General features: G+C 41.8%; 24 protein-coding genes. 22 read left to right on the plus strand and 2 right to left on the minus strand.

The genetic code is table 11. From position 1 onward, the window contains the following. Nucleotides 1–90: 90 nt before the first annotated feature. From BUQ89_RS00860 to BUQ89_RS00970, 22 genes are all read left to right on the plus strand, one after another. Nucleotides 91–1,395 carry a M16 family metallopeptidase gene (locus BUQ89_RS00860; RefSeq protein ID WP_028461271.1) on the plus strand — a complete coding sequence of 435 codons (1,305 nt, stop codon included), beginning with the start codon at nt 91–93 and terminating at the stop codon, nt 1,393–1,395. A gap of 27 nt (nt 1,396–1,422) precedes the next feature. After that, nucleotides 1,423–1,980 carry a 16S rRNA (guanine(966)-N(2))-methyltransferase RsmD gene (gene rsmD / locus BUQ89_RS00865; RefSeq protein WP_036572897.1) on the plus strand — a complete coding sequence of 186 codons (558 nt, stop codon included), beginning with the start codon at nt 1,423–1,425 and terminating at the stop codon, nt 1,978–1,980. Continuing rightward, complete coding sequence (gene coaD / locus BUQ89_RS00870; protein ID WP_028461269.1) at nt 1,973–2,452, plus strand: pantetheine-phosphate adenylyltransferase; 480 nt, start codon at nt 1,973–1,975, stop codon at nt 2,450–2,452. The genes rsmD and coaD overlap by 8 nt, the downstream gene beginning before the upstream one ends. 13 nt (nt 2,453–2,465) lie before the next feature. Further along, nucleotides 2,466–2,717, plus strand: a complete 252-nt coding sequence (locus tag BUQ89_RS00875) for a YfhL family 4Fe-4S dicluster ferredoxin (RefSeq protein ID WP_028461268.1) — start codon at nt 2,466–2,468, stop codon at nt 2,715–2,717. Nucleotides 2,718–3,659: 942 nt separating this feature from the next. Then, nucleotides 3,660–4,703, plus strand: coding sequence for a type IV pilus twitching motility protein PilT (locus tag BUQ89_RS00880; protein ID WP_028461267.1), 1,044 nt, complete (start codon nt 3,660–3,662; stop codon nt 4,701–4,703). Between the two features lie 838 nt (nt 4,704–5,541). Further along, nucleotides 5,542–6,678: a PilT/PilU family type 4a pilus ATPase gene (locus BUQ89_RS00885; protein ID WP_028461266.1), complete on the plus strand. Its 1,137-nt coding sequence runs from the start codon at nt 5,542–5,544 to the stop codon at nt 6,676–6,678. Nucleotides 6,679–6,837: 159 nt separating this feature from the next. Continuing rightward, nucleotides 6,838–7,230, plus strand: coding sequence for an ATP synthase subunit I (locus tag BUQ89_RS00890; RefSeq protein WP_028461265.1), 393 nt, complete (start codon nt 6,838–6,840; stop codon nt 7,228–7,230). 14 nt (nt 7,231–7,244) lie between these two features. After that, nucleotides 7,245–8,054, plus strand: coding sequence for a F0F1 ATP synthase subunit A (gene atpB, locus BUQ89_RS00895; protein WP_028461264.1), 810 nt, complete (start codon nt 7,245–7,247; stop codon nt 8,052–8,054). A 59-nt stretch (nt 8,055–8,113) separates the two neighbouring features. Beyond that, complete coding sequence (atpE, locus tag BUQ89_RS00900; RefSeq protein ID WP_028461263.1) at nt 8,114–8,386, plus strand: F0F1 ATP synthase subunit C; 273 nt, start codon at nt 8,114–8,116, stop codon at nt 8,384–8,386. Between the two features lie 37 nt (nt 8,387–8,423). Continuing rightward, on the plus strand, nt 8,424–8,897 hold the full coding sequence (locus BUQ89_RS00905; RefSeq protein ID WP_028461262.1) for a F0F1 ATP synthase subunit B: 474 nt from the start codon (nt 8,424–8,426) through the stop codon (nt 8,895–8,897). Further along, on the plus strand, nt 8,897–9,433 hold the full coding sequence (locus BUQ89_RS00910; protein ID WP_028461261.1) for a F0F1 ATP synthase subunit delta: 537 nt from the start codon (nt 8,897–8,899) through the stop codon (nt 9,431–9,433). The genes BUQ89_RS00905 and BUQ89_RS00910 overlap by 1 nt, the downstream gene beginning before the upstream one ends. A gap of 12 nt (nt 9,434–9,445) precedes the next feature. Further along, nucleotides 9,446–10,987: a F0F1 ATP synthase subunit alpha gene (gene atpA, locus BUQ89_RS00915; RefSeq protein ID WP_028461260.1), complete on the plus strand. Its 1,542-nt coding sequence runs from the start codon at nt 9,446–9,448 to the stop codon at nt 10,985–10,987. Between the two features lie 3 nt (nt 10,988–10,990). Then, nucleotides 10,991–11,875, plus strand: coding sequence for a F0F1 ATP synthase subunit gamma (atpG, locus tag BUQ89_RS00920; protein WP_028461259.1), 885 nt, complete (start codon nt 10,991–10,993; stop codon nt 11,873–11,875). 27 nt (nt 11,876–11,902) lie between these two features. Continuing rightward, nucleotides 11,903–13,282: a F0F1 ATP synthase subunit beta gene (atpD, locus tag BUQ89_RS00925; protein ID WP_028461258.1), complete on the plus strand. Its 1,380-nt coding sequence runs from the start codon at nt 11,903–11,905 to the stop codon at nt 13,280–13,282. Nucleotides 13,283–13,306: 24 nt separating this feature from the next. Then, complete coding sequence (locus BUQ89_RS00930) at nt 13,307–13,729, plus strand: F0F1 ATP synthase subunit epsilon (RefSeq protein WP_028461257.1); 423 nt, start codon at nt 13,307–13,309, stop codon at nt 13,727–13,729. 300 nt (nt 13,730–14,029) lie between these two features. Then, entirely contained in the window at nt 14,030–15,403 is a 1,374-nt protein-coding gene (gene glmU, locus BUQ89_RS00935; protein ID WP_028461256.1) for a bifunctional UDP-N-acetylglucosamine diphosphorylase/glucosamine-1-phosphate N-acetyltransferase GlmU, read from the plus strand. Nucleotides 15,404–15,463: 60 nt separating this feature from the next. Further along, nucleotides 15,464–17,311, plus strand: coding sequence for a glutamine--fructose-6-phosphate transaminase (isomerizing) (gene glmS, locus BUQ89_RS00940; protein WP_028461255.1), 1,848 nt, complete (start codon nt 15,464–15,466; stop codon nt 17,309–17,311). Between the two features lie 363 nt (nt 17,312–17,674). After that, complete coding sequence (locus BUQ89_RS00945; RefSeq protein WP_028461254.1) at nt 17,675–18,400, plus strand: YebC/PmpR family DNA-binding transcriptional regulator; 726 nt, start codon at nt 17,675–17,677, stop codon at nt 18,398–18,400. Between the two features lie 698 nt (nt 18,401–19,098). Further along, entirely contained in the window at nt 19,099–19,539 is a 441-nt protein-coding gene (locus tag BUQ89_RS00955) for a hypothetical protein (protein WP_028461252.1), read from the plus strand. A 317-nt stretch (nt 19,540–19,856) separates the two neighbouring features. Further along, nucleotides 19,857–20,984: a Re/Si-specific NAD(P)(+) transhydrogenase subunit alpha gene (locus BUQ89_RS00960; RefSeq protein WP_028461251.1), complete on the plus strand. Its 1,128-nt coding sequence runs from the start codon at nt 19,857–19,859 to the stop codon at nt 20,982–20,984. An 87-nt stretch (nt 20,985–21,071) separates the two neighbouring features. Continuing rightward, nucleotides 21,072–21,380, plus strand: coding sequence for an NAD(P) transhydrogenase subunit alpha part 2 (locus BUQ89_RS00965; RefSeq protein ID WP_028461250.1), 309 nt, complete (start codon nt 21,072–21,074; stop codon nt 21,378–21,380). Then, on the plus strand, nt 21,381–22,763 hold the full coding sequence (locus BUQ89_RS00970) for an NAD(P)(+) transhydrogenase (Re/Si-specific) subunit beta (protein WP_028461249.1): 1,383 nt from the start codon (nt 21,381–21,383) through the stop codon (nt 22,761–22,763). A 394-nt stretch (nt 22,764–23,157) separates the two neighbouring features. Here the strand turns inward: BUQ89_RS00970 and BUQ89_RS00975 are convergent, their stop codons facing one another. Both BUQ89_RS00975 and BUQ89_RS00980 read right to left on the minus strand, forming a co-directional pair. Beyond that, on the minus strand, nt 23,158–24,633 hold the full coding sequence (locus BUQ89_RS00975) for an EAL domain-containing protein (RefSeq protein WP_051537564.1): 1,476 nt from the start codon (nt 24,631–24,633) through the stop codon (nt 23,158–23,160). Nucleotides 24,634–24,770: 137 nt separating this feature from the next. Further along, nucleotides 24,771–25,808: a phosphoglycerate mutase gene (locus tag BUQ89_RS00980; protein WP_028461247.1), complete on the minus strand. Its 1,038-nt coding sequence runs from the start codon at nt 25,806–25,808 to the stop codon at nt 24,771–24,773. Nucleotides 25,809–25,841: the final 33 nt, after the last annotated feature.

The raw sequence follows: 25,841 nt of genomic DNA on the forward strand, positions 1-25,841 counted from the left end.
TGTAAACAGGAATAAAATTGATCCAATATTTAACAGATCTAAAATTTTAAATAAGCTGTTTCAGCTTGTTTGCTCGTAGGGGAAATTACCATGCAGATAATACATATTGTATCAATTTTATTTTTTAGTATTTATTCTCAAGTAATATTTGCTTCATTGCCGATTCAGTCTTGGCAGACATCTTCCGGTGCGCGCGTTTATTTTGTCGAGAATCGTGATTTACCGATGCTTGATGTCAGTATTGAATTTAGCGCTGGTAGTAGTATGGATACACCGGAGAAATCAGGCCGGGCTAATTTAACCCGGCATTTGCTGAGTCTTGGCGCTGGTGGCTTGTCTGAAGATCAAATTGCAAAAACACTGGCCGATGTCGGGGCGCAATTGGGTAGTCACTTTGATCGTGATCGTGCGGGTATATCGCTACGCACTTTAAGTAGTGAACATGAAAGTAGGCGGGCCCTGGATATGCTATCTCGAATTATCCAGTTTCCTGAATTTCCTGAGGCAGTCGTTGAGCGTGAGCGGATCAGATTGATTGCGAGTTTAAAAGAAGCTACTACTAAACCAGACTACATTGCCGATCGTGAGCTGATGAAAATGCTTTATGGTAATCACCCCTACGGACTCAGTAGTTTAGGTGAAATTAACACATTAGATAAAATACAACGGAATGATTTGGTTGAATTTTACCGTTCACACTATACCGCCAAAAATGCGGTAATCGCTATGATTGGTGATGTCAGCCGTATTCAGGCAACGACTATTGCGGAAGCGCTGACAGCGAATTTGCCTATAGAGGGGATGCGTGCCGCTTTACCCGCAGTAAAGACTCCTCCTGCGATGGTTAGAAAAATTGCGCATCCAGCCACGCAGAGCCATATTCAGCTTGCTTATCCAGGTTTGCGTCGGAGTGATCCTGACTATTTTCCGCTTCTCGTGGGGAATTATATACTGGGTGGTGGCGGATTTGTCTCACGTTTAATGGAGGAAATTCGCCAAATGCGTGGGCTGGCTTATAGTGTCTATAGCTTCTTCTCCCCATTTAAGGAGCAAGGGCCCTTCGAAATAGGACTACAAACCAAAAAGGAGCAAGCAGAGGAGGCATTGAAACTGACGCAACATGTTTTGGCAAATTTTGTTGCCAAAGGTCCGACAGAAAAAGAGTTAGTCGCAGCTAAACAAAATCTTATTGGTGGTTTTCCATTACGGATCGATAGTAATAAGAAAATCCTGAGCTATTTGTCGATGATTGGATTTTACAATCTGCCATTGACTTATCTTGATGATTATGTAGTGGCTGTTGAGAATGTGACAGCTGAACAAATCAGGAAAGCGTTTCAACAGCGGATTAAACCAGAAGGAATGGTAACGGTTATTGTAGGTGCGATGGAATAAAATCAGAATCTCAAGAGATTTCGTTTTATGGTGCTAGTTCAGGGTAAGGTGCGTATTATTGGCGGCGAATGGCGTAGTCGCGTCATTTCCTTTCCTTCTTGCGCAGATTTGCGTCCAACGCCTGATCGGGTACGAGAAACGTTATTTAACTGGTTAGGGCAAGATTTGAATGAAGCCATTTGCCTTGATCTTTTTGCTGGAAGCGGTGTGCTGGGTTTTGAGGCCGCCTCTCGCAGAGCAGAACAAGTGGTAATGGTCGAATCCGACTTTAATATAATACAGACATTACGGAATTCTAAAGAAAAGTTGCGGGCGACACAGGTACAGTTGATTCAAGGGAATGCACTTGAATTTATCAAGACTGCCGACCTGAAGCGATTTAATATTATTTTTCTTGATCCGCCCTATCGTCTTGGACTATTGCCGAAGTTATTATCACTGCTCTCGTCGCGACTTATTGAAGGTGCATGGGTTTATATTGAGACAAGTGATGTTTTTATGCCGGATAAAGATTGGATCGTATGGCGGAGTGGGCAAGCGGGAAAGGTGTGCTATCAGCTTTTAAAACGGAAAACAAATGGATAAAGCGATTTACCCCGGTACTTTCGACCCGATCACACGTGGACATGAAGACGTCATCCGACGTGCATCGCGTTTATTTGATCAAGTTGTGGTAGCGGTAGCAGCGAGCAGTGGAAAAAAACCATTCTTTACATTGAATGAACGTGTGAAAATGGCACAACAGGTATTGTCGGATTGTCCAAATGTAACGGTATTGGCTTTCTCTGGTTTACTGATGGAATTCTTGCAACAGCAGAATGCCCGTATAATTTTACGTGGTTTGCGCGCTGCATCTGATTTTGAGTATGAATTCCAGATGGCTGGGATGAATCGTGGATTGTATCCTGATGTTGAAACTTTGTTTATGACACCATCCGAACAGTATATGTTTATTTCTGCTACGATTGTACGTGAAATTGCATTATTGGGTGGAAACGCTGATAAGTTTGTGCATCCTTTAGTTGCAGAACGACTACATAGTAGACTGGAAAAATAATTTTGAGGTTGAAATGGCTTTAATCATTACTGATGAATGTATTAATTGTGATGTATGTGAACCGGAATGCCCTAATGAGGCAATTTCACAGGGCGAAGAAATTTATATCATCAATCCTGCTCTTTGTACGGAATGCGTCGGACATTACGATGTACCGCAATGTGTCGAAGTCTGCCCTGTTGATTGTATTAGTAGTGACCCGAATATGGTTGAAAGTAAAGAGCAATTACAAGAGAAGTATCATGCATTGATGGGTAAACAGTAAGCGTTTTTAAGCTGTTTGTGATGATGCGTGTATTAAACTCAAGAGGCGACTATAGTGTGTGTAATCAGAGCTATTTTTTGTAGGCACTCTAATGGTAATTGTATATTAAGCTTAGCTTTCTAATCTCCATGCAATGATGCTGTTTTGCTGGCATTTTGCTTTCGGTCCAGAACGATGCCATTAATTAATAAAATTGCCTGCTGATATTGTTTGTATCGTAAACGCTCATTAGCGTACGAATCATCTTGAGTTGTATCTAAAGCAGCGCCATTGATCCTTTTCTGTTCTCCACTCCCTCTTTTTGTTTAATTTGTATTGATGATAGCCGTTAATGAATAAATCATCCCGAATTCCTGTGATTTATAGGGTGATGGATGATTTGTGATAGCTTCCTAGACTAATAGAGACTTTTGCAAAAGCCCTCGCCAGAAGTTTTATGCTATTGATTATAAAAGATTAATTTTTTAATCATTGGGGTTTTGCAAAGGTCTCTAATAATCAAACGTAACAATTCAATTGATGCGGTAGCTACCACATTACGGAACAGCCCTATTATTGAGGATATGGTGATGATCCAGAGCATGCGAATGCGGCGGTTGATAGGAACAGATATCTAACGGTTAAAAAATGTAATCATGACATCTTGGCGGGTGTGTAGGATGATGATTGAGCTCTATGATGGCCTGAATCGGTTATAAATTTGTGAATGCATAATCAGGAAGATAGTGTCTGCCTCGTAGCCTACGGTTAATTACGGAGAGAGCGGTGTAGTCTATCCGGCTGTGTCGTATCAAATAATTGGTAAAGTTACCTTCTTGTGCGCTGCGTTTTGATTATCCACCGAGCATTTGATTGAAGCGCTTGGTTTCAGCCAGGCGCTAGCTGTAATCAATACATGACTTAAGGTACAAAAATATAAGGTGCTTTTACAAGGAATATCGTATGAATATAGTTGAACTCCTCGCTTTTGTAGTGAAGAACAAGGCTTCAGATTTGCATTTGTCGGCAGGGATGCCTCCTATGATTCGGGTAAATGGCGAGATCCGGCGGATCAATTTACCGGCAATGGAGCATAAGGCAGTACACAACATGGTGTATGACATTATGAACGATGGCCAGCGCAAATTCTACGAAGAGCATTTGGAATGTGATTTTTCTTTTTCTATTCCTAATCTGGCACGTTTCCGGGTTAATGTATTTAATACGCAGCGGGGTGCTGCCTCGGTAATGCGGACTATTCCATCCAAGGTGCTGAGTTTGGAAGATATTAAGGCACCTAAGATTTTTTCCGAAATAGCTAAGCAATCACGTGGTGTCGTACTGGTAACGGGGCCGACTGGATCGGGAAAATCGACTACGCTGGCCGCCATGATTAATGATATTAATGAAAATGAATATGCTCATATTTTAACGCTAGAGGACCCAATTGAATTTGTGCATGAGAGTAAAAAATGTCTCATTAATCAACGTGAGGTCGGACGGGACACATTGAGTTTTTCGAATGCATTACGCTCAGCGTTGCGCGAAGACCCGGATATTATTCTAGTGGGTGAAATGCGAGATCTGGAAACGATACGTTTAGCGATGACAGCGGCGGAGACAGGCCATTTAGTTTTTGGTACGTTACATACGAGCTCTGCAGCCAAGACAATTGATCGAATTATTGATGTTTTTCCAGCGGAGGAGAAGGAAATGATCCGGGCGATGTTGTCGGAGTCATTGCGTGCGGTTATTTCACAAGCATTATTAAAAACAAAGGATGGTAAAGGTCGGGTAGCTGCACATGAAATCATGATTGGTACGCCAGCTATTCGTAATTTGATTCGTGAGGCAAAAGTGGCGCAGATGTATTCCACTATCCAGACGGGTCAGAATGTGGGAATGCAAACGCTGGACCAGAATCTGAGCAGTTTAATCACTCGAAATATGATTACGGTTGCAGAGGCGCGTAGTAAAGCTATGAATAAAGATAATTTTAGAGCCTAATGTATCGACTAGTTTGGAGGTTTGATCGGCTGTGACTGGTTTTACAAGAAAATATTATAGGAGCAATATCTTTCATCAGTTGTCCGACTGTATACAATCTGACATCATAAAATACTACATGGAAACAGGCAAAATGAGCTTCTTTCTATAAATGGTGGATGATGACGATGTGAGACAACCTGGAATATAATTTCGGAGTAGGCTTGTTGGAGATTTGTCTGGATGATGGTTGTTTTGATCTTTGAAGGACAACAGTGAGCAAGTAGTGCAGCAAGCGAGTGAGGCTGAAACCGGTTTGTATCATTTTCTCTTTAATCAGGGATGGGGTGAATTCATCTTCGGATATAAGACAATATGGAACGCAGAATTCTGCTGTGTCGCCTAGAGATCTAAATTCATCCGTGCTGTTACCCCGTGTTGAAAGACCATCAGAAGAACATTAGAAAGGCAGTTTTACAACAATTTTGAATACAAAAAATCAAATCGCTATAGTAGTGGGATGATCGGCGCATAAGATCAATGTAATTTCATTAAAATATAAAAAACAACAAGTTGCTTTGAAAAGAGGAATCTATTGAAGATATTCATGTAAGAAGTCTTTGCAAAAGCTCTCGCCATAAGTTTTCTACTATTGATTATAAAGAGTTAATTTTTCAACTATTGGAGTTTTGCAAAGGTTTTGTAGGGTTTTTGCATGCCTATCGTAGAGATCACTATTCTTTAGGGTGGCGAGAGATGTCAATACTATTAGGTGGGTCTAGTAGTACATTGGTATTGTCGGGAGAGGGGAGTTTCCATCATTGGGTTAGGTTTTAATTATGAATTTCAGGAATTGGCTATGAAACAAGAGCAGGCAACAAAGTTTATGTTTGACTTGTTACGTTTGATGCTCAGTAAAAAAGCATCAGATCTATTTATTACGGCTGGATTTCCGCCTGCGCTTAAGATTGATGGAAAAATGACACCAGTATCACAGCAGGTGTTAACAGCAGAACATACTTCAGAACTGGCACGTGCCATTATGAATGATAAGCAGGTTGTCGAGTTTGAGAAAACCAAGGAGTGCAATTTTGCAATTAATCCTTCGGATATCGGGCGTTTTCGTGTTAATGCCTTTGTGCAACAACAACGGGTCGGTATTGTGTTACGTACCATTACGACCCAGATTCCAGAATTTGATAGTTTGAGTTTACCACCGGTATTAAAAGATGTCGTGATGAGTAAGCGTGGTCTGATTATTTTTGTTGGAGGCACGGGTTCAGGTAAATCGACATCGATGGCTGCATTGATAGGTTATCGAAACAAACATAGCCACGGCCATATCATTACAATTGAAGATCCGGTGGAATTTGTACATGAGCACATTAATTGCGTAATTACTCAACGAGAGGTGGGTGTTGATACGGAATCTTGGGAGGTAGCTTTGAAAAATACACTTCGCCAGGCCCCGGATGTAATTCTGATTGGAGAAATACGTGATCGTGAAACAATGGAACATGCCATTGCTTTTGCTGAAACAGGGCATTTATGTATGGGAACGTTACATGCAAATAGTGCTAACCAGGCATTGGATCGCATTGTTAACTTTTTTCCAGAAGAACGTCGATCACAGTTGTTGATGGATCTATCGTTGAACATGAAGGCACTGGTTGCTCAGCGTTTAATTCCTGTCAAAGATGGAGAAGGCCGGATAGCGGCGATAGAAGTGATGCTTAACTCGCCATTAATCTCGGATTTGATATTTAAAGGTCATGTGCATGAGATCAAACAAATTATGAAAAAATCACGTGAAGGGGGTATGCAGACTTTTGATATGGCATTATTTGAGCTTTATGAGGCGGGTAAAATCAGTTATGAGGATGCTTTAAGAAATGCAGATTCAATGAATGAACTGCGTTTACAAATTAAACTTGAAGGAGCTGAAGCAAAAAATAACGATATGAATTCCGGTATAGAGCATTTAGAGATTACTTGAGGATGATGCTAAACAAGCGGCTGGTGTCGTTTGTTTACTTCGGATCAAGAACAAAAAAGATTTCTTACGTTGACTGATTTGTTTTGGCAGGTTAAAATCCGCGTCTTTTGTAAATTAGATAAAACGACTGCTTACTCTTTAGGTAATAAGGTGTAGTCAATGCCTTGGATAAAAAATAGGCCGCTGCGAATCATTCTCATTTGGCAAATGTTGTTTGTCATTGTTGTAGCGATTGTATTGGGAGTGTGGGCAGACTTACGTAGTGCGGTGTCCGCTGTATTGGGAGGAATGGTTAGCATTATATCTTCCGCAGCTTTTGCGTTAATTGTCTCGAATCATCGCGGCTATACTGCAAGCGGAACATTGAGAACGGCTTTGAGGGCTGAAGCGGTCAAAATAATTTTTACGGTTATTTTGCTTTGGCTGGTATTTAAGTGGTATGAGGATGTTAATGCTCTTGCATTTGTAGGTACATTTGCCATAACTGTAATTGTATACAGTATGGCTTTGTTTATATCGGATGATACGAAAGTTACACAGGTTAACAAATAGAAAGTAGACAGTATATGGCATCAGAAAACGAACTTACACCAACATCATATATTAACCATCATCTTACAAACTTGACTACTCAAGTAGGTGAGGGTGGATTCTGGACTTTGCATGTTGATACATTGGTAACATCACTAATACTTGGAGTCATGAGCTTTGGGTTTTTATGGCTAGTAGTGCGTAAAGCCACACCCGGTGTGCCAAGTAAGCGTCAGGCATTCGTAGAGTTGGCCATTGAATTCATCGATAATGAGGTTAAGAGCAGCTTTCATGGTAATCGCCATGTGTTTGTGGCACCGACGGCGCTGACAATATTCGTGTGGGTACTGATGATGAACGCAATGGATATATTACCCATTGATATTATGGCGTGGGTATATGAACATGCATTCGGATTGCATAATTGGCGAACAGTACCGACTACCGATGTAAATACAACATTTGCATTAGCTTTGTCGATATGGCTGTTAATGATATTTTTCAGTATTAAAGTTAAAGGCTTGGGAGGGTGGATACATGAGCTTTGCTGTACTCCATTCGGGAGTAACCCGCTACTTTGGATACTTAATTTATTATTTAATTTTATCGAATATGTATCGAAGCCACTTTCGCATTCCTTGCGGCTTTTCGGAAATATCTACGCGGGTGAAATTATCTTCTTGTTACTGGGTATGTGGGCAGCAACAGGTGTAGCTGGCACACTATTTGGTGCAATTTTGGGTGCAGGTTGGGCAATATTTCATATTCTGATTGTTGCTTTACAGGCATTTATTTTCATGATGTTGGCGGTAGTATATATTTCAATGGCGCATGAGTCGCATTAGATCTTTACAACATATTAGTCATAGAATCATTAATCATAACGAAACGAAAGGGAAATAAAATGGATAATTTGCAGTATTTGGCAATGATTCAAGCTTACACTGGAATTGGTATCGGTTTGATGATCGGTCTTGGTGCGGCAGGTGCGTGTATTGGCGTGGGTGTAATGTGTAGCCGCTTTCTTGAAGGTGCTGCGCGCCAGCCAGAAATGATTCCAACGTTGCAAGGTAAAGTATTTCTGTTGCTTGGTCTGACTGATGCATCTTTTATTATTGCTGTTGGTCTGGCAATGCTGTTTGCGTTTGGGAATCCATTGCTGGCAGTTATTCAGTAAATAATAATGGTATTTGGTTTTATATTACAGGCTAGTCATGAATATTAACTTTACTCTTATTTCGCAGGCGATAGCCTTTTCAATCTTTATTTGGTTTACAGTCAAATTTGTCTGGCCACCATTGCTGCGTGCGATTGAGGAGCGGCAGAAAAATATTGCTGATGGGCTGGCCGCAGGCGAGCGTGGCAGACATGAATTGGAGCTAGCCAGCCGGCGTTCCTCTGATGTATTAAAAGATGCCAAACAGCATGCGGCAGAAATAATTACTCAAGCAGAAAAACGTGCATCTGAAATAGTTGAGGAAGCAAAAAATTCAGCCAAAGAAGAAGGAGAGCGTATCCTTGTTGGTGCAAGGGCTGAAATCGAGCATGAGATATTTAGTGCTAAAGAAGAGCTGCGTCAGGATGTTGCGAATTTAGCTGTTGCGGGCGCGGCTAAAATACTGCGCCGTGAAATAGACGCAAAAGCGCACGCAGATCTGCTCTCCTCAATTGAAAAAGAATTGAAATAATGGCCGAAGTAATTACTATTGCAAGACCATATGCTGATGCAGTATTCAAATCGGCGATGGCAAGCGGAACATTGTCCATATGGTCGGATATGCTGCGATTGTTGGCAGCTATAACTGAAGATAATCGCATTAAACAACTGATTGACAATCCGATAGTTTCTGCCAAACAGCTAAAAGAGTTATTTTTGGATATATGTGGCGATAGGCTTAATGACAAAGGTCGTAATCTAATATTGCTTTTAATTGAAAATAATCGAGTAGAGATTCTTTCTCACATCAGTATATTATTTGAGCAGTTGAAAGCGGCGCATGAGGGTGTTCTCGAAGCAAAAATTGTTTCCGCATTTGCTATTAGCGATAACCAGTTGAATCAATTAGTGGCGGGTCTTGAAAGAAAGTTTAAGCGTAAAATAGAAGTTAAAGTGAGTGTTGATCCAGAATTAATAGGTGGGGTAAAAGTAGAAATCGGCGACGAAATTCTCGATGCCTCAGTTCGCGGTAAACTAGAAACCATGGCTATTGCCCTTAAAAGCTAGGAGTTATTTGAAATGCAGTTAAATCCATCCGAAATCAGCGAACTGATTAAAAACAGGATTGAAGGATTAGCCGTTACATCGGAAGTTCGTACGCAAGGAACCATTGTTTCTGTGACTGACGGAATTGTGCGTATACACGGCTTGTCTGATGTGATGCAAGGCGAGATGCTGGAGTTTCCTGGGAATACATATGGTCTGGCACTTAACCTTGAGCGTGATTCTGTTGGTGCGGTTATTATGGGATCATATGAGCATATCTCCGAAGGAGACACCGTAAAGTGCACGGGTCGTATTCTGGAAGTACCTGTAGGCGAGGGACTTCTCGGTCGTGTTGTGAATGCGTTGGGACAGCCAATAGATGGCAAAGGTCCGGTGACTTCACAGGGTTCTGAGCCAATTGAGAAAATTGCCCCCGGTGTTATTTGGCGTCAATCCGTCGATCAGCCAGTACAAACGGGCTTGAAATCTGTTGATGCGATGGTGCCTGTCGGTCGAGGGCAGCGCGAATTGATCATTGGTGATCGCCAGACGGGAAAAACAGCGGTAGCCATTGACGCGATTATTAATCAGAAAGGCCAGAATATGGTATGTATCTACGTTGCGATAGGGCAGAAAGCCTCGTCTATCGCAAACGTGGTACGTAAACTAGAAGAGCACGGGGCAATGGAATATACCATTGTTGTTGCTGCTACAGCATCGGAATCTGCGGCAATGCAATTTATTGCGCCCTATTCTGGATGTACTATGGGTGAATATTTCCGGGATAAAGGAGAAGATGCCCTCATTATTTATGATGATCTGACTAAGCAAGCTTGGGCATATCGACAAATTTCTCTTTTACTGCGTCGCCCGCCCGGTCGTGAAGCCTACCCGGGTGATGTATTTTATCTGCATTCACGATTGTTAGAACGGGCTGCGCGTGTCAGTGTTGCTTATGTAGAAAAGGCGACTAATGGGGCTGTAAAAGGTAAAACAGGCTCATTAACGGCTTTGCCCATTATTGAAACACAAGCGGGTGACGTTACTGCTTTTGTGCCAACTAATGTGATTTCCATTACTGATGGACAGATATTCCTGGAAACGGATTTGTTTAATGCGGGTATTCGTCCTGCTATTAATGCGGGTGTTTCGGTCTCTCGGGTTGGTGGAGCTGCACAAACAAAGGTCATTAAGAAATTGGGTGGTGGTATACGATTAGCTTTGGCGCAATATCGTGAACTGGCTGCATTTGCGCAGTTTGCATCTGACCTGGATGAGACAACACGTAAACAGCTTGAGCGCGGAAAAATGGCAACGGAGTTAATGAAGCAACCACAATACGCAACTCTTAGTGTATCGGAAATGGCAGTAACACTATTTTCAGTCAATAAGGGCTATTTTGACGATGTTGAGGTGAGTCGCGCATTAGCGTTTGAATCTGCTTTGAAGAGTTTTATACGTGGGCAATATAGTGCGATTCTGGATAAAATCGAGAAGAGCAAAGAACTGGATGCTGATACCGAGAAAGAACTCGATGCAGCAATTCAACAATTCAAGAAAAATGGAACGTACTAACCAATGGCTGGCAGCAGGGAAATACGTAACAAAATAAAAAGTGTTAAGAATACGCAGAAGATTACGCGGGCTATGGAAATGGTTGCCGCATCTAAAATGCGTAAAGCACAGGATCGAATGAAAAAAGCACGTCCTTATGGCGAGAAGATACGTAATGTTGCTGCGCATATGAGCCGTGCCAATACTGAATATCGACATCCTTTCTTAATTGAGCGTAATACGGTGAAGCGCATTGGCATCATTGTCGTGACTTCCGATAAAGGTTTATGTGGCGGACTGAATACTAATATTTTGCGCAGGGCTTTGAAGGAAATAAAAGCGTGGGAAGCACAGGGTGAGCAGATTGAGGTTTGTTGCGTTGGTAATAAAGGTTTAGGCTTCATGAGCCGGATCAGAGCCAATGTTATCTCTCAGGTTGTGAGTTTGGGAGATGCGCCTGATATGGAAAGATTGATTGGAGCAGTAAAGGTTGTTCTGGATAGCTATACTCAGGATCATTTTGATCGTGTTTATATATTCTATAATCGATTCATAAATACAATGAAGCAAGAGCCGGTTATGGAGCAACTGCTTCCACTTTCAGATGAACGTATCCAAGGTAACAAGGAAGATAGCAGTAATAGAAGCACAACCTGGGACTATATATATGAGCCTGAGGCCAAACCGGTTATTGACGATATTATGGTGCGATACGTTGAGGCATTAATCTACCAGGCGGTGACTGAGAATATGTCATCTGAGCAATCTGCAAGAATGGTAGCTATGAAAGCTGCATCGGATAATGCTGGCAGTGTTATTGACGAATTAACGCTGATTTATAATAAGTCTCGACAGGCTGCAATTACTAAAGAATTGTCAGAGATTGTCGGTGGCGCAGCAGCTGTTTAAATATTTATTAGTATTTAGGGAACAACAATGAGTCAAGGAAAAATTGTTCAGTGTATTGGTGCGGTGATTGACGTCGAATTTTCTCGAGACGCCATACCAAAGATATATGATGCTTTAATGATGAAGGGTTCGGATTTGGTGTTGGAAGTCCAGCAACAGTTGGGTGATGGTGTTGTGCGTACCATCGCGTTGGGTTCTTCAGATGGTTTACGCCGAGGAATGATGGTGGAAAATACCGGCGCGCAGATTACAGTACCGGTCGGCCCAAAAACATTGGGTAGAATCATGGATGTACTGGGTAGGCCCATTGATGAAATGGGTGAAATCGGTTCTGAGAACAGCATGTCCATTCATCGTGAAGCGCCTTCATTTGATGAATTATCCGCTTCTACAGAGCTATTGGAAACAGGTATTAAGGTGATCGATCTAATCTGCCCCTTTGCTAAAGGCGGTAAGGTTGGTTTGTTTGGTGGTGCCGGCGTAGGTAAGACGGTTAATATGATGGAATTAATTCGTAATATTGCCATCGAACATAGTGGTTTTTCCGTATTTGCGGGTGTCGGCGAGCGAACTCGTGAGGGTAATGATTTCTATCACGAAATGAAAGATTCTGGCGTATTGGATAAGGTTGCGCTGGTATATGGTCAAATGAATGAGCCACCCGGAAATCGGTTACGTGTTGCATTAACGGGTTTAACAATGGCAGAATATTTCCGTGATGAAGGTCGTGACGTATTACTTTTTGTTGATAATATTTATCGATTTACATTAGCTGGAACCGAAGTTTCTGCATTATTAGGTCGTATGCCTTCCGCTGTGGGTTATCAACCTACACTGGCTGAAGAGATGGGACGATTACAGGAGCGGATTACTTCAACTAAGTCGGGTTCCATTACATCCATACAGGCTGTATATGTTCCTGCTGACGATTTAACCGACCCTTCTCCCGCAACAACTTTTGGTCATTTGGACGCAACTGTAGTGTTGTCGCGTGATATTGCTTCGCTAGGCATTTATCCGGCGGTTGATCCATTGGATTCAAGTTCACGTCAACTGGATCCACAGGTGGTCGGTGAAGAGCACTATAATACAGCCCGGGATGTTCAGCAAACACTGCAACGCTATAAGGAATTGAGAGATATTATTGCTATTCTTGGTATGGATGAGCTGTCACCTGAAGATAAGTTAGCTGTGAGTCGAGCACGTAAGATTCAACGATTCCTATCACAGCCGTTTAATGTGGCGGAAGTCTTTACCGGTGCACCTGGAAAATATGTATCGCTCAAGGATACAATTAAAGGATTTAAAGGTATTGTCAATGGCGAATATGACGATCTTCCTGAACAGGCTTTTTATATGGTTGGTAGTATAGAAGAAGCGGTTGAGAAAGCCAAAACGTTACAATAATAACACGAGAGAAATAGAATATTAATGGGTACTATATTCCATCTTGATATCGTTAGTGCTGAAGAATCCATCTATTCTGGACCAGCGGAGTTTATAGTGGCACCTGCACAAATGGGCGAGGTAGGTATCTATCCGCGTCATACTCCCATGCTGACAAGGATAAGATCCGGTATGGTACGTATCAAGGCGCCATTGAAGAGTGAGGAGTTGGTCTATGTTTCGGGTGGCATGCTGGAAGTTCAGCCTGATGTCGTAACGATACTGGCCGATACTGCTGTGCGCAGTGAGGATCTTGATGAAGCAAAAGCGATCGAAGCAAAACGTGCGGCTGAGGCGGCAATAAGAGATCGCTTATCTGAATTAGATTATGCGCGAGCCCAGGCAGAGCTGATTGAGTCGACAGCACAATTGGCAGCAATCAATAAACTAAGAAAGCGTGGTCATTGAATATATTAATAGCTAAAAAAGGCGACATCAGTCGCCTTTTTTGTATCTGCCTTTCATGAAAGAAAGATTGAATATGTGCTATCTGCTTATTAATCTGATGAAGGTAGAGTATCGTGCTAAGAAATGGCTTTATTTGTCAGGCGGCTAATTTTTTTACAATTTATTATAATAAGTTGCAGAATTTAAGCAAGTAACCATCATTGAAGTGCTCAGTGAGGCTATTTGAGACTTTGAGGGTTTGTCTTTTGGTCTGAGACACAATCCGTTAATTGTTCCCTTAATTAATTGGTGTTTGATATCGTGCCAAAACTTAATATTGTAATATTGGCGGCAGGTGGGGGGAAGCGTATGCAATCCTCTTTACCCAAGGTGCTCCATCATCTAGCGGGTAAACCCTTATTGGCGCATGTGCTGGATGCCGCTCATGCATTATCACCTAGCCAGATATGTATTGTGTATGGTCATGGTGGTGAAGCTGTCCCGCTAGCGATTGCTGATGAAAAGTTGCTTTGGGTAAAACAGGAATCTCAATTAGGTACCGGCCATGCTTTGTTACAGGCTTTACCGTACCTTGATGAAGAAGGGTCAACCCTGGTGCTTTTTGGTGACGTCCCTTTGGTTAGTGTTGATACACTGAATAAATTGGTACGGGTGTCAGAGGAAAGGTATTGTGCGTTATTAACAGCCGAGCTGGAAACACCGACGGGTTATGGCAGAATTGTACGTGTTCATGAGACCAATGAAATTTCTGCCATTGTTGAAGAAAAAGATGCCAGTGAAGCGCAACGAGAAATATGTGAGATCAATACGGGTGTCATGGTTGTACCGAACCGCTTTTTACGGGAATGGTTACCTAAGCTCGAAAATAACAATGTGCAAAGAGAATTCTATCTTACCGATATCGTGGCAATGGCGGTTAAGAAAAATATTCGGGTTGCTGCTTCGCGATCGACGCACTTATGGGAAGTAATGGGTGTGAATAATCAGCAACAATTAGCTGCGCTTGAGCGTATTTATCAAAATGAATACGCTAATAAATTACTTGCTGATGGGGTTACTTTGGCTGATCCTTCACGTATTGATGTTCGCGGTTTGCTTACCTGCGGCCGTGGTGTCGAGATTGACATCAACTGTATTTTTGAAGGGCATGTACAGTTAGGTGATTATGTAAAAATAAAAGCACATAGTATTTTAAAGAATGTAACTATTGAGACCGGAACGATCATTTATCCATTTAGTTTGCTGGAAGAGACAGAAATCGGAGAAAATTGCCGGGTTGGCCCGTATGCACGGATTCGTCCGGGGACCAGGCTTTCCAGCCAGGTTCATATCGGTAATTTTGTTGAAATTAAAAATAGTCGCATTGCTGATGGCAGCAAGGCAAATCATTTAAGCTATATTGGTGATGCGGTCATTGGTGAAAAGGTCAATATAGGCGCTGGCACTATAACTTGCAATTATGACGGTGCTTATAAGCATCAGACGATTATAGAAGATGATGTATTTATTGGTTCTGATACGCAACTGATTGCGCCGGTTAGAATAACGAAAGGTTCCACAGTGGGTGCAGGTTCTACTATTACTCGAGATACCCCGCAGAATAAGCTTTCTTTATCCAGAACCAAGCAGATTAGTATTCCGGGCTGGAAGCGCCCGATAAAGACCCAAACGTAAAGCAATTCAACCTTCCAGTTTAATTCGATCTGACAAGTGTAGTAAGAAGGAAAACTTGATATGTGTGGAATAGTTGGTGCGGTGGCAAATGGCAATGTTGTGCCAATCTTATTGGAAGGCTTGTTTCGTCTTGAATATAGGGGCTATGATTCCGCTGGTCTTGTGGTAGCCAGGAATGGATTGCACCGATTGCGGACTACCGGGCGCGTATCTGAGCTGGATAAACTTGCAAATAAATTGAATACTCAGGGACTTGCGGGTATTGCACATACGCGTTGGGCAACGCATGGCGCACCTTCTGAACGTAATGCACATCCTCATTTCTCGAAGGCCGTTTCGGAGATAGCTATTGTGCATAATGGCATCATAGAAAATCACGAATTAATGCGTCAGCGTTTACAGGCGGCAGGATTTGAGTTCGTTTCCGATACGGATAGCGAGGTTATCGCCCACCTTGTTGCTTCTAATTTTCAGCAAACAAGTGATTTATTTGAAGCTGTTTGTCTGTCTATCGCTGAGTTGCAAGGTGCCTATGCAATAGCCGTTATGGAGGAAGCACGCCCTGATCGTATTATTGTTGCACGTAATGGCGCCCCTTTGTTGCTAGGGTTAGGTAAAACTGGTAACTATGCTGCTTCTGATGTGTCTGCTTTGCTGCAGGTGACGCGAAATATAGTTTATTTAGAAGAGGGCGATGTTGCTGAGTTAAATAATGAGGGATATCGCATTGTTAACTGTCTGCATAGCAAGTTGGGTGAAGAAGTAGAGCGTCTTGTTCATGAAAGTGATCTGGCTAGTGAAGCGATAGAATTAGGGCCTTACGCCCATTTTATGCAGAAAGAAATTTTCGAGCAGCCCGGTGCGGTGGCTAATACACTCGAAATGATATTTAATATACATTCCATTTCCCCGGAATTGTTTGGTAGTGAAGCCGAAAATATTTTTCGTGATACAAACAGTATTCTGATACTTGCCTGTGGTACCAGTTATCATGCTGGATTAGTTGCCCGGTATTGGTTAGAAACAGTTGCTGGGTTACCTTGTAATGTGGAAATTGCCAGTGAGTATCGTTATCGGAATCCCATTGCAGATCCTGCTACCTTGGTGGTGGGAATCTCTCAGTCGGGTGAGACTGCGGATACACTGGCTTCACTTAACTATGCTAAATCGCTCGGACATCGCCATAGTTTGGCTATTTGTAATGTAGCCGAAAGCGCCTTAATACGCCAAGCTGATTTGCGCTTTCTCACACGTGCCGGACCCGAAATTGGTGTGGCTTCAACCAAAGCATTCACTACCCAACTGGCATCGTTATTGCTGCTGACGATGACGCTGGCAAAGATGCGGCATAAATTATCCAATGAATATGAAGGTAAGATGATTGCGGCCTTGCGCCATCTACCTGCTGCATTGCAGCTGGCTTTGCAAGTAGAGCCCCAGGTTAAAGCCTGGGCGGAGAGATTTGCTCAGAAACGCCATGCCTTATTTCTTGGAAGAGGGGTGCATTATCCTATAGCGATGGAAGGAGCACTCAAGCTTAAGGAAATTTCATATATTCATGCGGAGGCTTATGCTGCAGGTGAGTTAAAACATGGCCCATTAGCCTTAGTGGATAATGAAATGCCGATAGTTGCCATTGCGCCAAATGATGTATTGCTGGGTAAACTAAAGTCAAATTTGCAAGAAGTCCAGGCACGTGGCGGCGAACTTTATGTTTTCGCTGATGCGGATTCTCAAATACAGGAAAGCGAACATGTTCATGTTATCCGGCTTGCAGAGCATGCCGGATTGCTGAGTCCCATTCTCCATACTATCCCATTGCAGTTGTTGGCTTACCATGTTGCTTTACAGAAAGGCACCGATGTTGATAAACCACGCAATTTGGCGAAAGCCGTAACGGTAGAATAAAAATAAAATAGACTTCGGATTTAAAATAAATCGTATGTTTAGATTAGCCCGTCCGAGAGCAAAGTAGGCGTTTGATGCTTTTCGATACTATGATCAATATTTGATCAACTTCGTTCAATCACCTTGTTCTAAAACGTATAAGACCAAAATCTATCTTGGTAAATAAACCTGGGCGCTCAACAGGTTTAATGATGAAATGCATTAATATTTGTGATTAGGCTATAGCAAATAGATCGACGATTAAATCTGATCTCAGGTGGAAGTGACAATTCTTAGAGTCATTGTTGGGAAACCGTGTGCGATGCTTTATCCGTAGGATACGGAGTGATAATATAAAGCTCTTTTATAAAGGAACTCAGGTAAATGGCTGGTCATAGTAAATGGGCTAATATTAAGCATAAGAAAGCGGCGCAGGATGCCAAACGCGGTAAGATTTTTACTCGCTTAATTAAGGAAATAACAGTTGCAGCTAGATTGGGTGGTGCAGATCCAGACAGTAATCCCCGTTTACGTTTAGCTATGGATAAGGCATATGATCAGAATATGCCAAAAGATAACGTTGAGCGTGCGATCAAACGTGGTAGCGGCGATCTTGAGGGTGTCAATTACGAAGAAATCCGCTATGAAGGCTACGGGATATCTGGTGCGGCAGTAATGGTTGATTGTATGACCGATAACCGGACGCGTACTGTGGCGGATGTACGCCATGCTTTTACCAAATATGGGGGTAATCTAGGTACTGATGGTTCGGTTGGGTTCTTATTTAAACATTGTGGACAATTGCTTTTTGCGCCTGGGACTCATGAAGATGAACTAATGGAGGCGGCGCTGGAAGCCAGTGCTGAAGATGTTATCGTTAATGAAGATGGCAGTATTGAAGTCATTACTGAACCTTATGAATTTATTTCTGTTAAGGAGGCGCTGGAGCAGGCAGGTTTTAAGGCGGAACATGCGGAAGTAACGATGAAACCTGTTGATGAAGTTGTGTATAGCGGCGAGGATGCGATAAAAATGCAAAAATTACTTGATGCACTGGAAAATCTTGATGATGTGCAAGAGGTTTACACGACGGCTGTTATTCATGAGTAGGTAACTATTTAGCAAGTTTTCTCCGTTAATACTGGTCCTGTCTAGGCTTGATAGCTGGAAATTATTGGTGGAAATGATAGTAAGCGTTTTGTTAGTGGTGTGTTTATAGCCTGAATAAATAGTGGTACAGTGATTTGTACAGCAGTCATGAACAGTTTTATCGTGATTGGCAACACGGTATTCCAGATTAAATAAGTGATGGCTGATAATGGCAGTGCAAGTGACATTCAATATAAATAATATTGGTGTTATTTCAAGATATCCAAGTATGACTTTTTATAGGGACCTGATTATTATTCGAAGTGCCCAGAGATGTTATTTTGAGGTGATTTTATATTGAATTGCTGTAATCGGAAAAATCGGGATACCATAGAGGGAGATTTTTGCAAAAATCCCCGCCAGAAGTTTTTGACTATTGATTATAAATAGTTAATTTTTCAACTATTGGGGTTTTGCAAAGGTCTCAGAGGATGTAGCAAAACCTTCTTGTCTAATTCAATAAGTCTTCCTGAAATGCGCGTTATCCGGATAGATGGCATCTATCGGCTGTTCGGTATATTTCTGCCGGAAAGAGAGCGAAGCGTCATGAAAGAGGGAAATATTGAAAAAATAGATCAGACTATTTTTGAGATACTACTTCAAAGTTTAAATGGCAGTGTATGGCAGATAAATTAGATTAAACTGAACACATTAAACTTATGCAAACTCAAATGTTACGTATCATCATTGTGATTTTACTCACATTGGTTGTTGCGCTGTATTTTTATACAGATCGACAGAAATATTATTATAGCTTAACTGCAGAACCGGCTATTGGCCAAATTCTTACCGAAGTTTCCGGTTGGAAAAAACAGGTACTACTACGGCATCTTGCTCCTGAAACATTACAAACAGTCAGCGATGAACAATTGGAAGCATTACTGGCTCTCTATCGTGGTTTTGGAAATTTTCGTTCAGTGAATGAATTAGAATTTTCGCGGACGGTGAGTGCATTCTCATTGATTGGAGAGAAGCGAATAAATTATTCTGGAACAGCAAATTTTGATATTGGACTTGTGAATGTCAATATTACTTTGGTTGAGCGATCTGGCTTTTTCCTGATTTATAATTTCACTTTAACAAGAGCAGCTGACAAGTAATATTAATCGCAGCGTATCAGAAATGCTGCCTCAGGCTATGGGTGAGACTGAAATTCCGGTCAATATATATGCTATGAAGCTATATTCGAGCCGCTTTTCAGATCAATGCTTGCTTTCAACAGAATGATGAGCGTAAACGGCACACGTTGCAGATCCGATAGGGTAAATAGTCGTGAAACTAAAACGAATTTAAGTTTTTCCCAATCGAGGTAATGCATTAGGTTCAAATTGATTTATAATCCATGATTATTCATAGTAAATTGAGCGCGGCTTTAGTTATTTTCATAAGCTTGTTGGTAAGATAAGGGAGATTATCAATGCATATAGGCATACCCGCAGAGATTCGCGCGGGAGAAACTCGCGTAGCTACTACGCCAGAGATTGTAAAAAAATTTACGGCTAAAGGCACTCATGTTGTTTTAGTACAGGCAGGTGCAGGTGCAAGTGCCAGCATACCGGATTCAGCATATCATGATGCCGGTGCAACTATTGTGACTGATGTGGCGGCCTTGTATAGCCAGTCTGAAATTATACTTAAGGTGCGCGGACCAGAGTCTGACGAATTAGCAATGATGCGGAGAGATGCCGTGTTGCTGGGACTGTTGTCTCCACATCAGGTAGAAGGTATTGAAGCACTGGCAAAACATGGTTTGACTGCTTTTTCCATGGAAAAACTGCCGCGTATTTCTCGAGCTCAGAGTATGGACGTTCTTTCATCTCAGGCCAATATTGCGGGTTATAAAGCAGTGCTAATGGCCGCAAATATTTATCAACGATTCTTTCCCATGTTAATGACAGCTGCTGGCACCGTAAAAGCGGCTCGAGTTCTGGTGCTGGGCGCGGGGGTAGCCGGTCTGCAAGCAATCGCAACAGCGAAAAGATTAGGTGCGGTAGTTGAGGCATTTGATGTACGCCCTGCTGCGAAAGAACAAGTGGAAAGCCTTGGTGCCAAATTTGTTGAAGTACCCTTGAGCGACGAGGAGAAAACGACAGCAGAAACAGCCGGTGGTTATGCCCGTGAAATGTCGGATGATTATAAGCGTCGTCAGGGTGAGTTGGTGCACCAGCGTGCTATAGCGGCAGATATTATTATTACGACTGCATTGATTCCAGGCCGTCCAGCACCCGTTTTAATTAAACAAGAGACGGTTCAGTCTATGAAACCCGGCTCGGTTATCGTGGATATGGCGGTTGAAGCAGGGGGTAATTGTCCCTTATCGGAATTAGACAAGATTATAGTGAAACATGGCGTACATTTAATTGGTATTGCCAATCTTCCTGGACTTGTGGCGGCTGATTCCAGCACATTATATGCACGGAATCTGATGAATTTTCTGAACCTGATGCTTGATCCGGAGACCGGCGAATTCAAGGTTAATCGTGAAGATGAAATTATCGCCGGAACACTGGTTTGTATAGATGGAGAAATTGTCAATAAAGTGTAATTAATGTGCGGAAGCTGGAATGTGGAATTTAGATAATTAATTTTTACGTTTTGAACGTACAGTTAACGAATATAAGAGGGAGTAGTCATGATTGGTGAAATTGATTCGGTCATTATCAATCTTACGGTATTTGTGTTGGCAATTTTTGTTGGCTACCACATAGTCTGGAATGTTACCCCAGCCTTGCATACGCCTTTGATGTCAGTGACTAACGCGATTTCCGGCATTATATTAGTTGGTGCTATGTTAGCGGCCGGACCGATGGAGACTGATTGGGGCGTCTGGCTAGGTGCTATTGCTGTAACGCTGGCTTCAATTAATGTATTCGGCGGTTTTCTAGTGAGTCAACGGATGCTGGAAATGTTTAAGAAAAAAGATAAAAAAGGAAGCGTGTAAATGTCAGCAAATATGGTTGCACTCGCGTATTTAGTTGCCTCAGTGTTTTTTATACTGGCGCTAAAGGGCTTAAGTTCGCCGGAATCTGCTCGCCGTGGTAACTTGTTTGGTATAGTCGGGATGACGATTGCTGTCGCCACTACGCTGACTCTTACCGAGAATTGGGCGTTGATATTGGGATGTATTGCAGTGGGTGGCATCATTGGTGCAATTGTTGCGCAGCGTGTGCAGATGACGGCAATGCCGGAGCTGGTTGCCTTCATGCATTCTCTAGTTGGTCTGGCCGCGGTATTTATTGCCATCGCAGCTGTTAATAATCCTGTTTCGTTTGGTTTGCCCGAAATATTACCCATGGGTAGTAAGCTAGAGTTGTTTCTGGGTACATTTATCGGTGCGATGACTTGGTCTGGATCAGTCATTGCATTTTTGAAATTATCAGGTCGTATGAGTGGTACACCCATTACGTTTAGCGGACAGCATATAGTTAATTTAATGCTGGCACTCGTAATGATCGGTTTTGGTCTATGGTTTTTCTTTAGCGATACAACTAACTGGACAGCATTCATTGCCATGACTGCTATCGCTTTCATATTGGGATTTTTAATTATTGTCCCGATTGGTGGCGCAGATATGCCGGTAGTGATCTCAATGCTTAATTCATATTCTGGCTGGGCTGCAGCGGGAATTGGCTTTTCATTGGGCAATCCTATGCTGATTATTGCGGGCTCCTTGGTTGGTAGTTCTGGCGCAATCTTATCCTATATTATGTGCAAGGCTATGAACCGCCCGTTTCTCTCAGTTATATTGGGTGGTTTTGGTAGCGATGGCGGCGTCGCTGCAGTAGCCGGTGACGGAGAGCAAAAGAATTATCGTAGTGGCAGTGCAGATGATGCTGCTTTCTTGATGGGCAATGCAGATAGCGTCATTATTGTTCCGGGATATGGTCTTGCAGTAGCGAGAGCACAACATGCGGTCAAGGAATTGGCAGAGTCCTTACAAGCAAAAGGTGTCAGTGTGCGTTTTGCTATTCACCCTGTAGCTGGACGTATGCCTGGACATATGAATGTGTTGCTTGCAGAAGCAGAAATTCCTTATGAGCAGGTATTAGAAATGGATGAGATCAATAGTGATTTTTCCAATACCGATGTTGTGTTGGTGCTGGGTGCAAATGACGTGGTAAATCCTGCGGCAAATATTCCTGGCAGTCCCATCTATGGCATGCCCATTCTGGATGCTCATAAAGCTCGTACTGTAATGGTTGTTAAACGTAGCATGGCTGTTGGTTATGCTGGTCTTGATAACGATCTGTTTTATATGGATAAAACCATGATGATATTTGGTGATGCGAAGAAAGTAGTTGAGAGTATGGTCAAATCATTATAATGGCTAGCTACAGTGCTTTTTAAGCGGCTATAAGATCCGCTTGCTCTATAATTTTTCGGAATATGCGAGAGGCTCCGGCCGGAAAGCAGGAAATGAGTAGCGCGGACATCGCAAGTATTTTCTGATTTATAAGATTTTCATTGCGATGTCTGCTGTTGCTCGATATATTGAGCATATATGCTAATTGCTGGACTCCCCATACTTTTCTTGATAATCGGCCATTTTTTCAGGTCATTCGACTTGAAATATGCTTGAGCGCTTTGCAAAACCCCAATAGTTAAAAAAATTAACCTTTTATAATCAATAATTGGAAACTTCTGGCGAGGGCTTGTGCAAAAGCCTTTTTCTGTAAGGAGCGCAAAGAAAGCTTATCCTAATTGGTTTCTTGACTAACTTATTGGAGCTCTTTGAGAGGATGCGGTCTTGAAATGCCGAATCCTTGAGCAAAATCAACATCGATTTCACGTAGTTTGACGATAATTTCATTTGTCTCAACCAGTTCAGCAATGGTTTGGATCTTTATGATATGCGCTATACGGTTAATTGCAATAACTTTGGCTAGATCCTCTGGATCCTGGAGTATATTGCAAATTAAACTACCATCAATTTTAAGGAAGTCGATTTTTATTTTACGCAATAAGTCCAGGGAAGCCTGATTATGATTAAAACTACATAATGAAACAAGGCACCCTAAATTTCTAATATTTTCTGCGAAACTTAATGCATTAGCTGGGTTGGCTATGGCATCTAGTTCTTCAATTTCAAAACAAAGTGTTTGCGCGGATATCTTGGTTTTTTGTAACTGATTCCTCATAAACTCGGAAAAACTGGTATCACTCAAAGTATCTTGGGCAACATTGATACAGAATATTGACTTAGATGTAGTTTGGTATGTAGATAGCCACTGTATCATATAGCTCACAACCCAGCGATCGAGCAGCGGCATCATTTTATATTTTTCAACAAAAGGTAAAAATGCGCCTGGTGGTATTAAGTTATTTTCTTCTTCAGCCATTCGAATTAAAATTTCTTGATGAATAGGTGAAGGTGAATTTGGATCGTTCTGTAAGGGAGTAATCTTTTGACAATAAAGATGAAATTCACCGCCTTCGATGGCCTGAATAATACGATCAGCAGAAACGCCTGACTGAGAATCCTCATTCTCTGGGATGCTGGAACGTATTTTATTTTCATCGGGATTTTTCTGCGTTGTCGGTTTTATAGGATCTGACGTACCTGTAATTAAGTGATTATTTGATGGAGGCAGTTTTTTTTCTTGAGCACGAGGAATATGCAGTGTATAGAAACCAATTATTTCTCTTTTACTATCGAAATGGGGAATAAATTGTTCAGTGAAACTATAAGCCAATCCTTTAGAGGATTTGAGTATGCGCTCATTATGTACTATTTTCCCGGACAGGGTCTTCTTGATACATTCTTGAATACCCAAATAAAACGCTGCATCGGAAAATTCCTGTAATAACCGGCCCTCGATTTGGTTTTCTTTTAACATGAACCATTTCTTAAATAGCTGATTATGGTAGCGACAACGCTGGTCGATATTAAAATAAGCTAGCATTACAGGAAAGCTTTCATCCACAAATTGTAAGCGAGTTTTATTTTCAGAGGCGGTTTTTTCTGCCCAGAGGCGATGCTTTATTTCATTTGTCAGCCTGTCTTTATTGGCTGCAAGTTGGCCTTCATAATTTCTAAGCTTCCTATTTGTGCGCATAATCTGATTAGTCATAACCAATATTGATATAATGAGCGCTGTCCACAAGAGAGTAATCATCCATGCCAGCGCTATATCGATTATGGAATAGCTGGCCATCATCAATAATGCAATTGCCGCGAAGGCGATGCCTGCCATGATATATGATTTGACTATATAAACTAGAGGGTTTCTACGCACGCTTATTCCTTGCTATCAGGAGTTCTGATCATAATAAATTGCTGAATCAGGGAGTTATGCTATCTATATTAACGACTGCGCTATATAGATTAAGACTAAGTAATGTTATAAGTCATCAGTGATTTTATAGGTCGCCAGAATTTCCATAAACTGGCGCGTGTTACAGTAAAATTCAAAGTTGAGTTTTCATTCATAGAGGTAATTGTTAATTGATCAATTGTTCCTTTTTGCAGTGCCTGGTGTAAAGGTGTGAACCAGTTTCGTTCCAGTTCTTTTAGATTTTCACGCCAGCTATAGGCATTTCTATAATTAGCTTTTTCTAACAAGCTATTTAATACGACCAGATGGTTCCCTGGCGTTGCGAGCTGTTGCCAGGTTGAAGCGTTGGGTGGCAGTTCTGCATGTTGTGTGTGGCTTGCTTGCGCTAAAGCGCGGGGGAAAGCATCATGACTCCATATTTGATTATAATTAGATGTCACCTTTTTTGGCATGGTTCCACCACCCCAAAACCAGATACTATTAATGGCTAGTTCACCGCGTACTGTACGTGCCTGATTAAGTGGATGTTCATGTAGCAGCATCTGTATCTCGTTAAAGGTTCTATGCCATCTCATGCTGTCTTGTCCAAATGGCAGAGAGTTATTAATATTTCGGCACGTCATTTGACTGAGAGAATGTGTGTGTATTGCCGGTATATCGGTTGTGTGCACATACCAACGATCAGGACATAGTGGAAGAAAGGTTAAGTTATCTTTATTAAAATTATCATTAAGCACTTCAGCAAACTGGTTAGCTTCTTCTTGCGTGATTTGAAAAATTTGACTATCAGCCAGCATAATATGATTCTGCTCGATACGTAGGTGTACTGGATCGGCACGTATCCAATAATCTTTACTATTTTTGATTTTATCCGGACTGTCAATTTGTAGCATAATGGGTGCCACGGGCCAGTCTTGTTGCTTTGTAATACCGAAAGTGTGACAAAGCCATGCATCGATTTCTCTTGGCTGATCCTTAATGCGCTCACTTTTTGCTAATATTATTTCTAATGTGGGTAATGATAAATCGTGATAAATATCACGTTGTGATAGATCAGGCCAAAGAAGGGCAGGAATAAGAAGATGTAAATTCATTGTAAGAAAAGGTGATATTAAATATTTTTTGCG

This window comes from Nitrosomonas cryotolerans ATCC 49181 (genome assembly GCF_900143275.1).
Classification (GTDB): domain Bacteria; phylum Pseudomonadota; class Gammaproteobacteria; order Burkholderiales; family Nitrosomonadaceae; genus Nitrosomonas; species Nitrosomonas cryotolerans.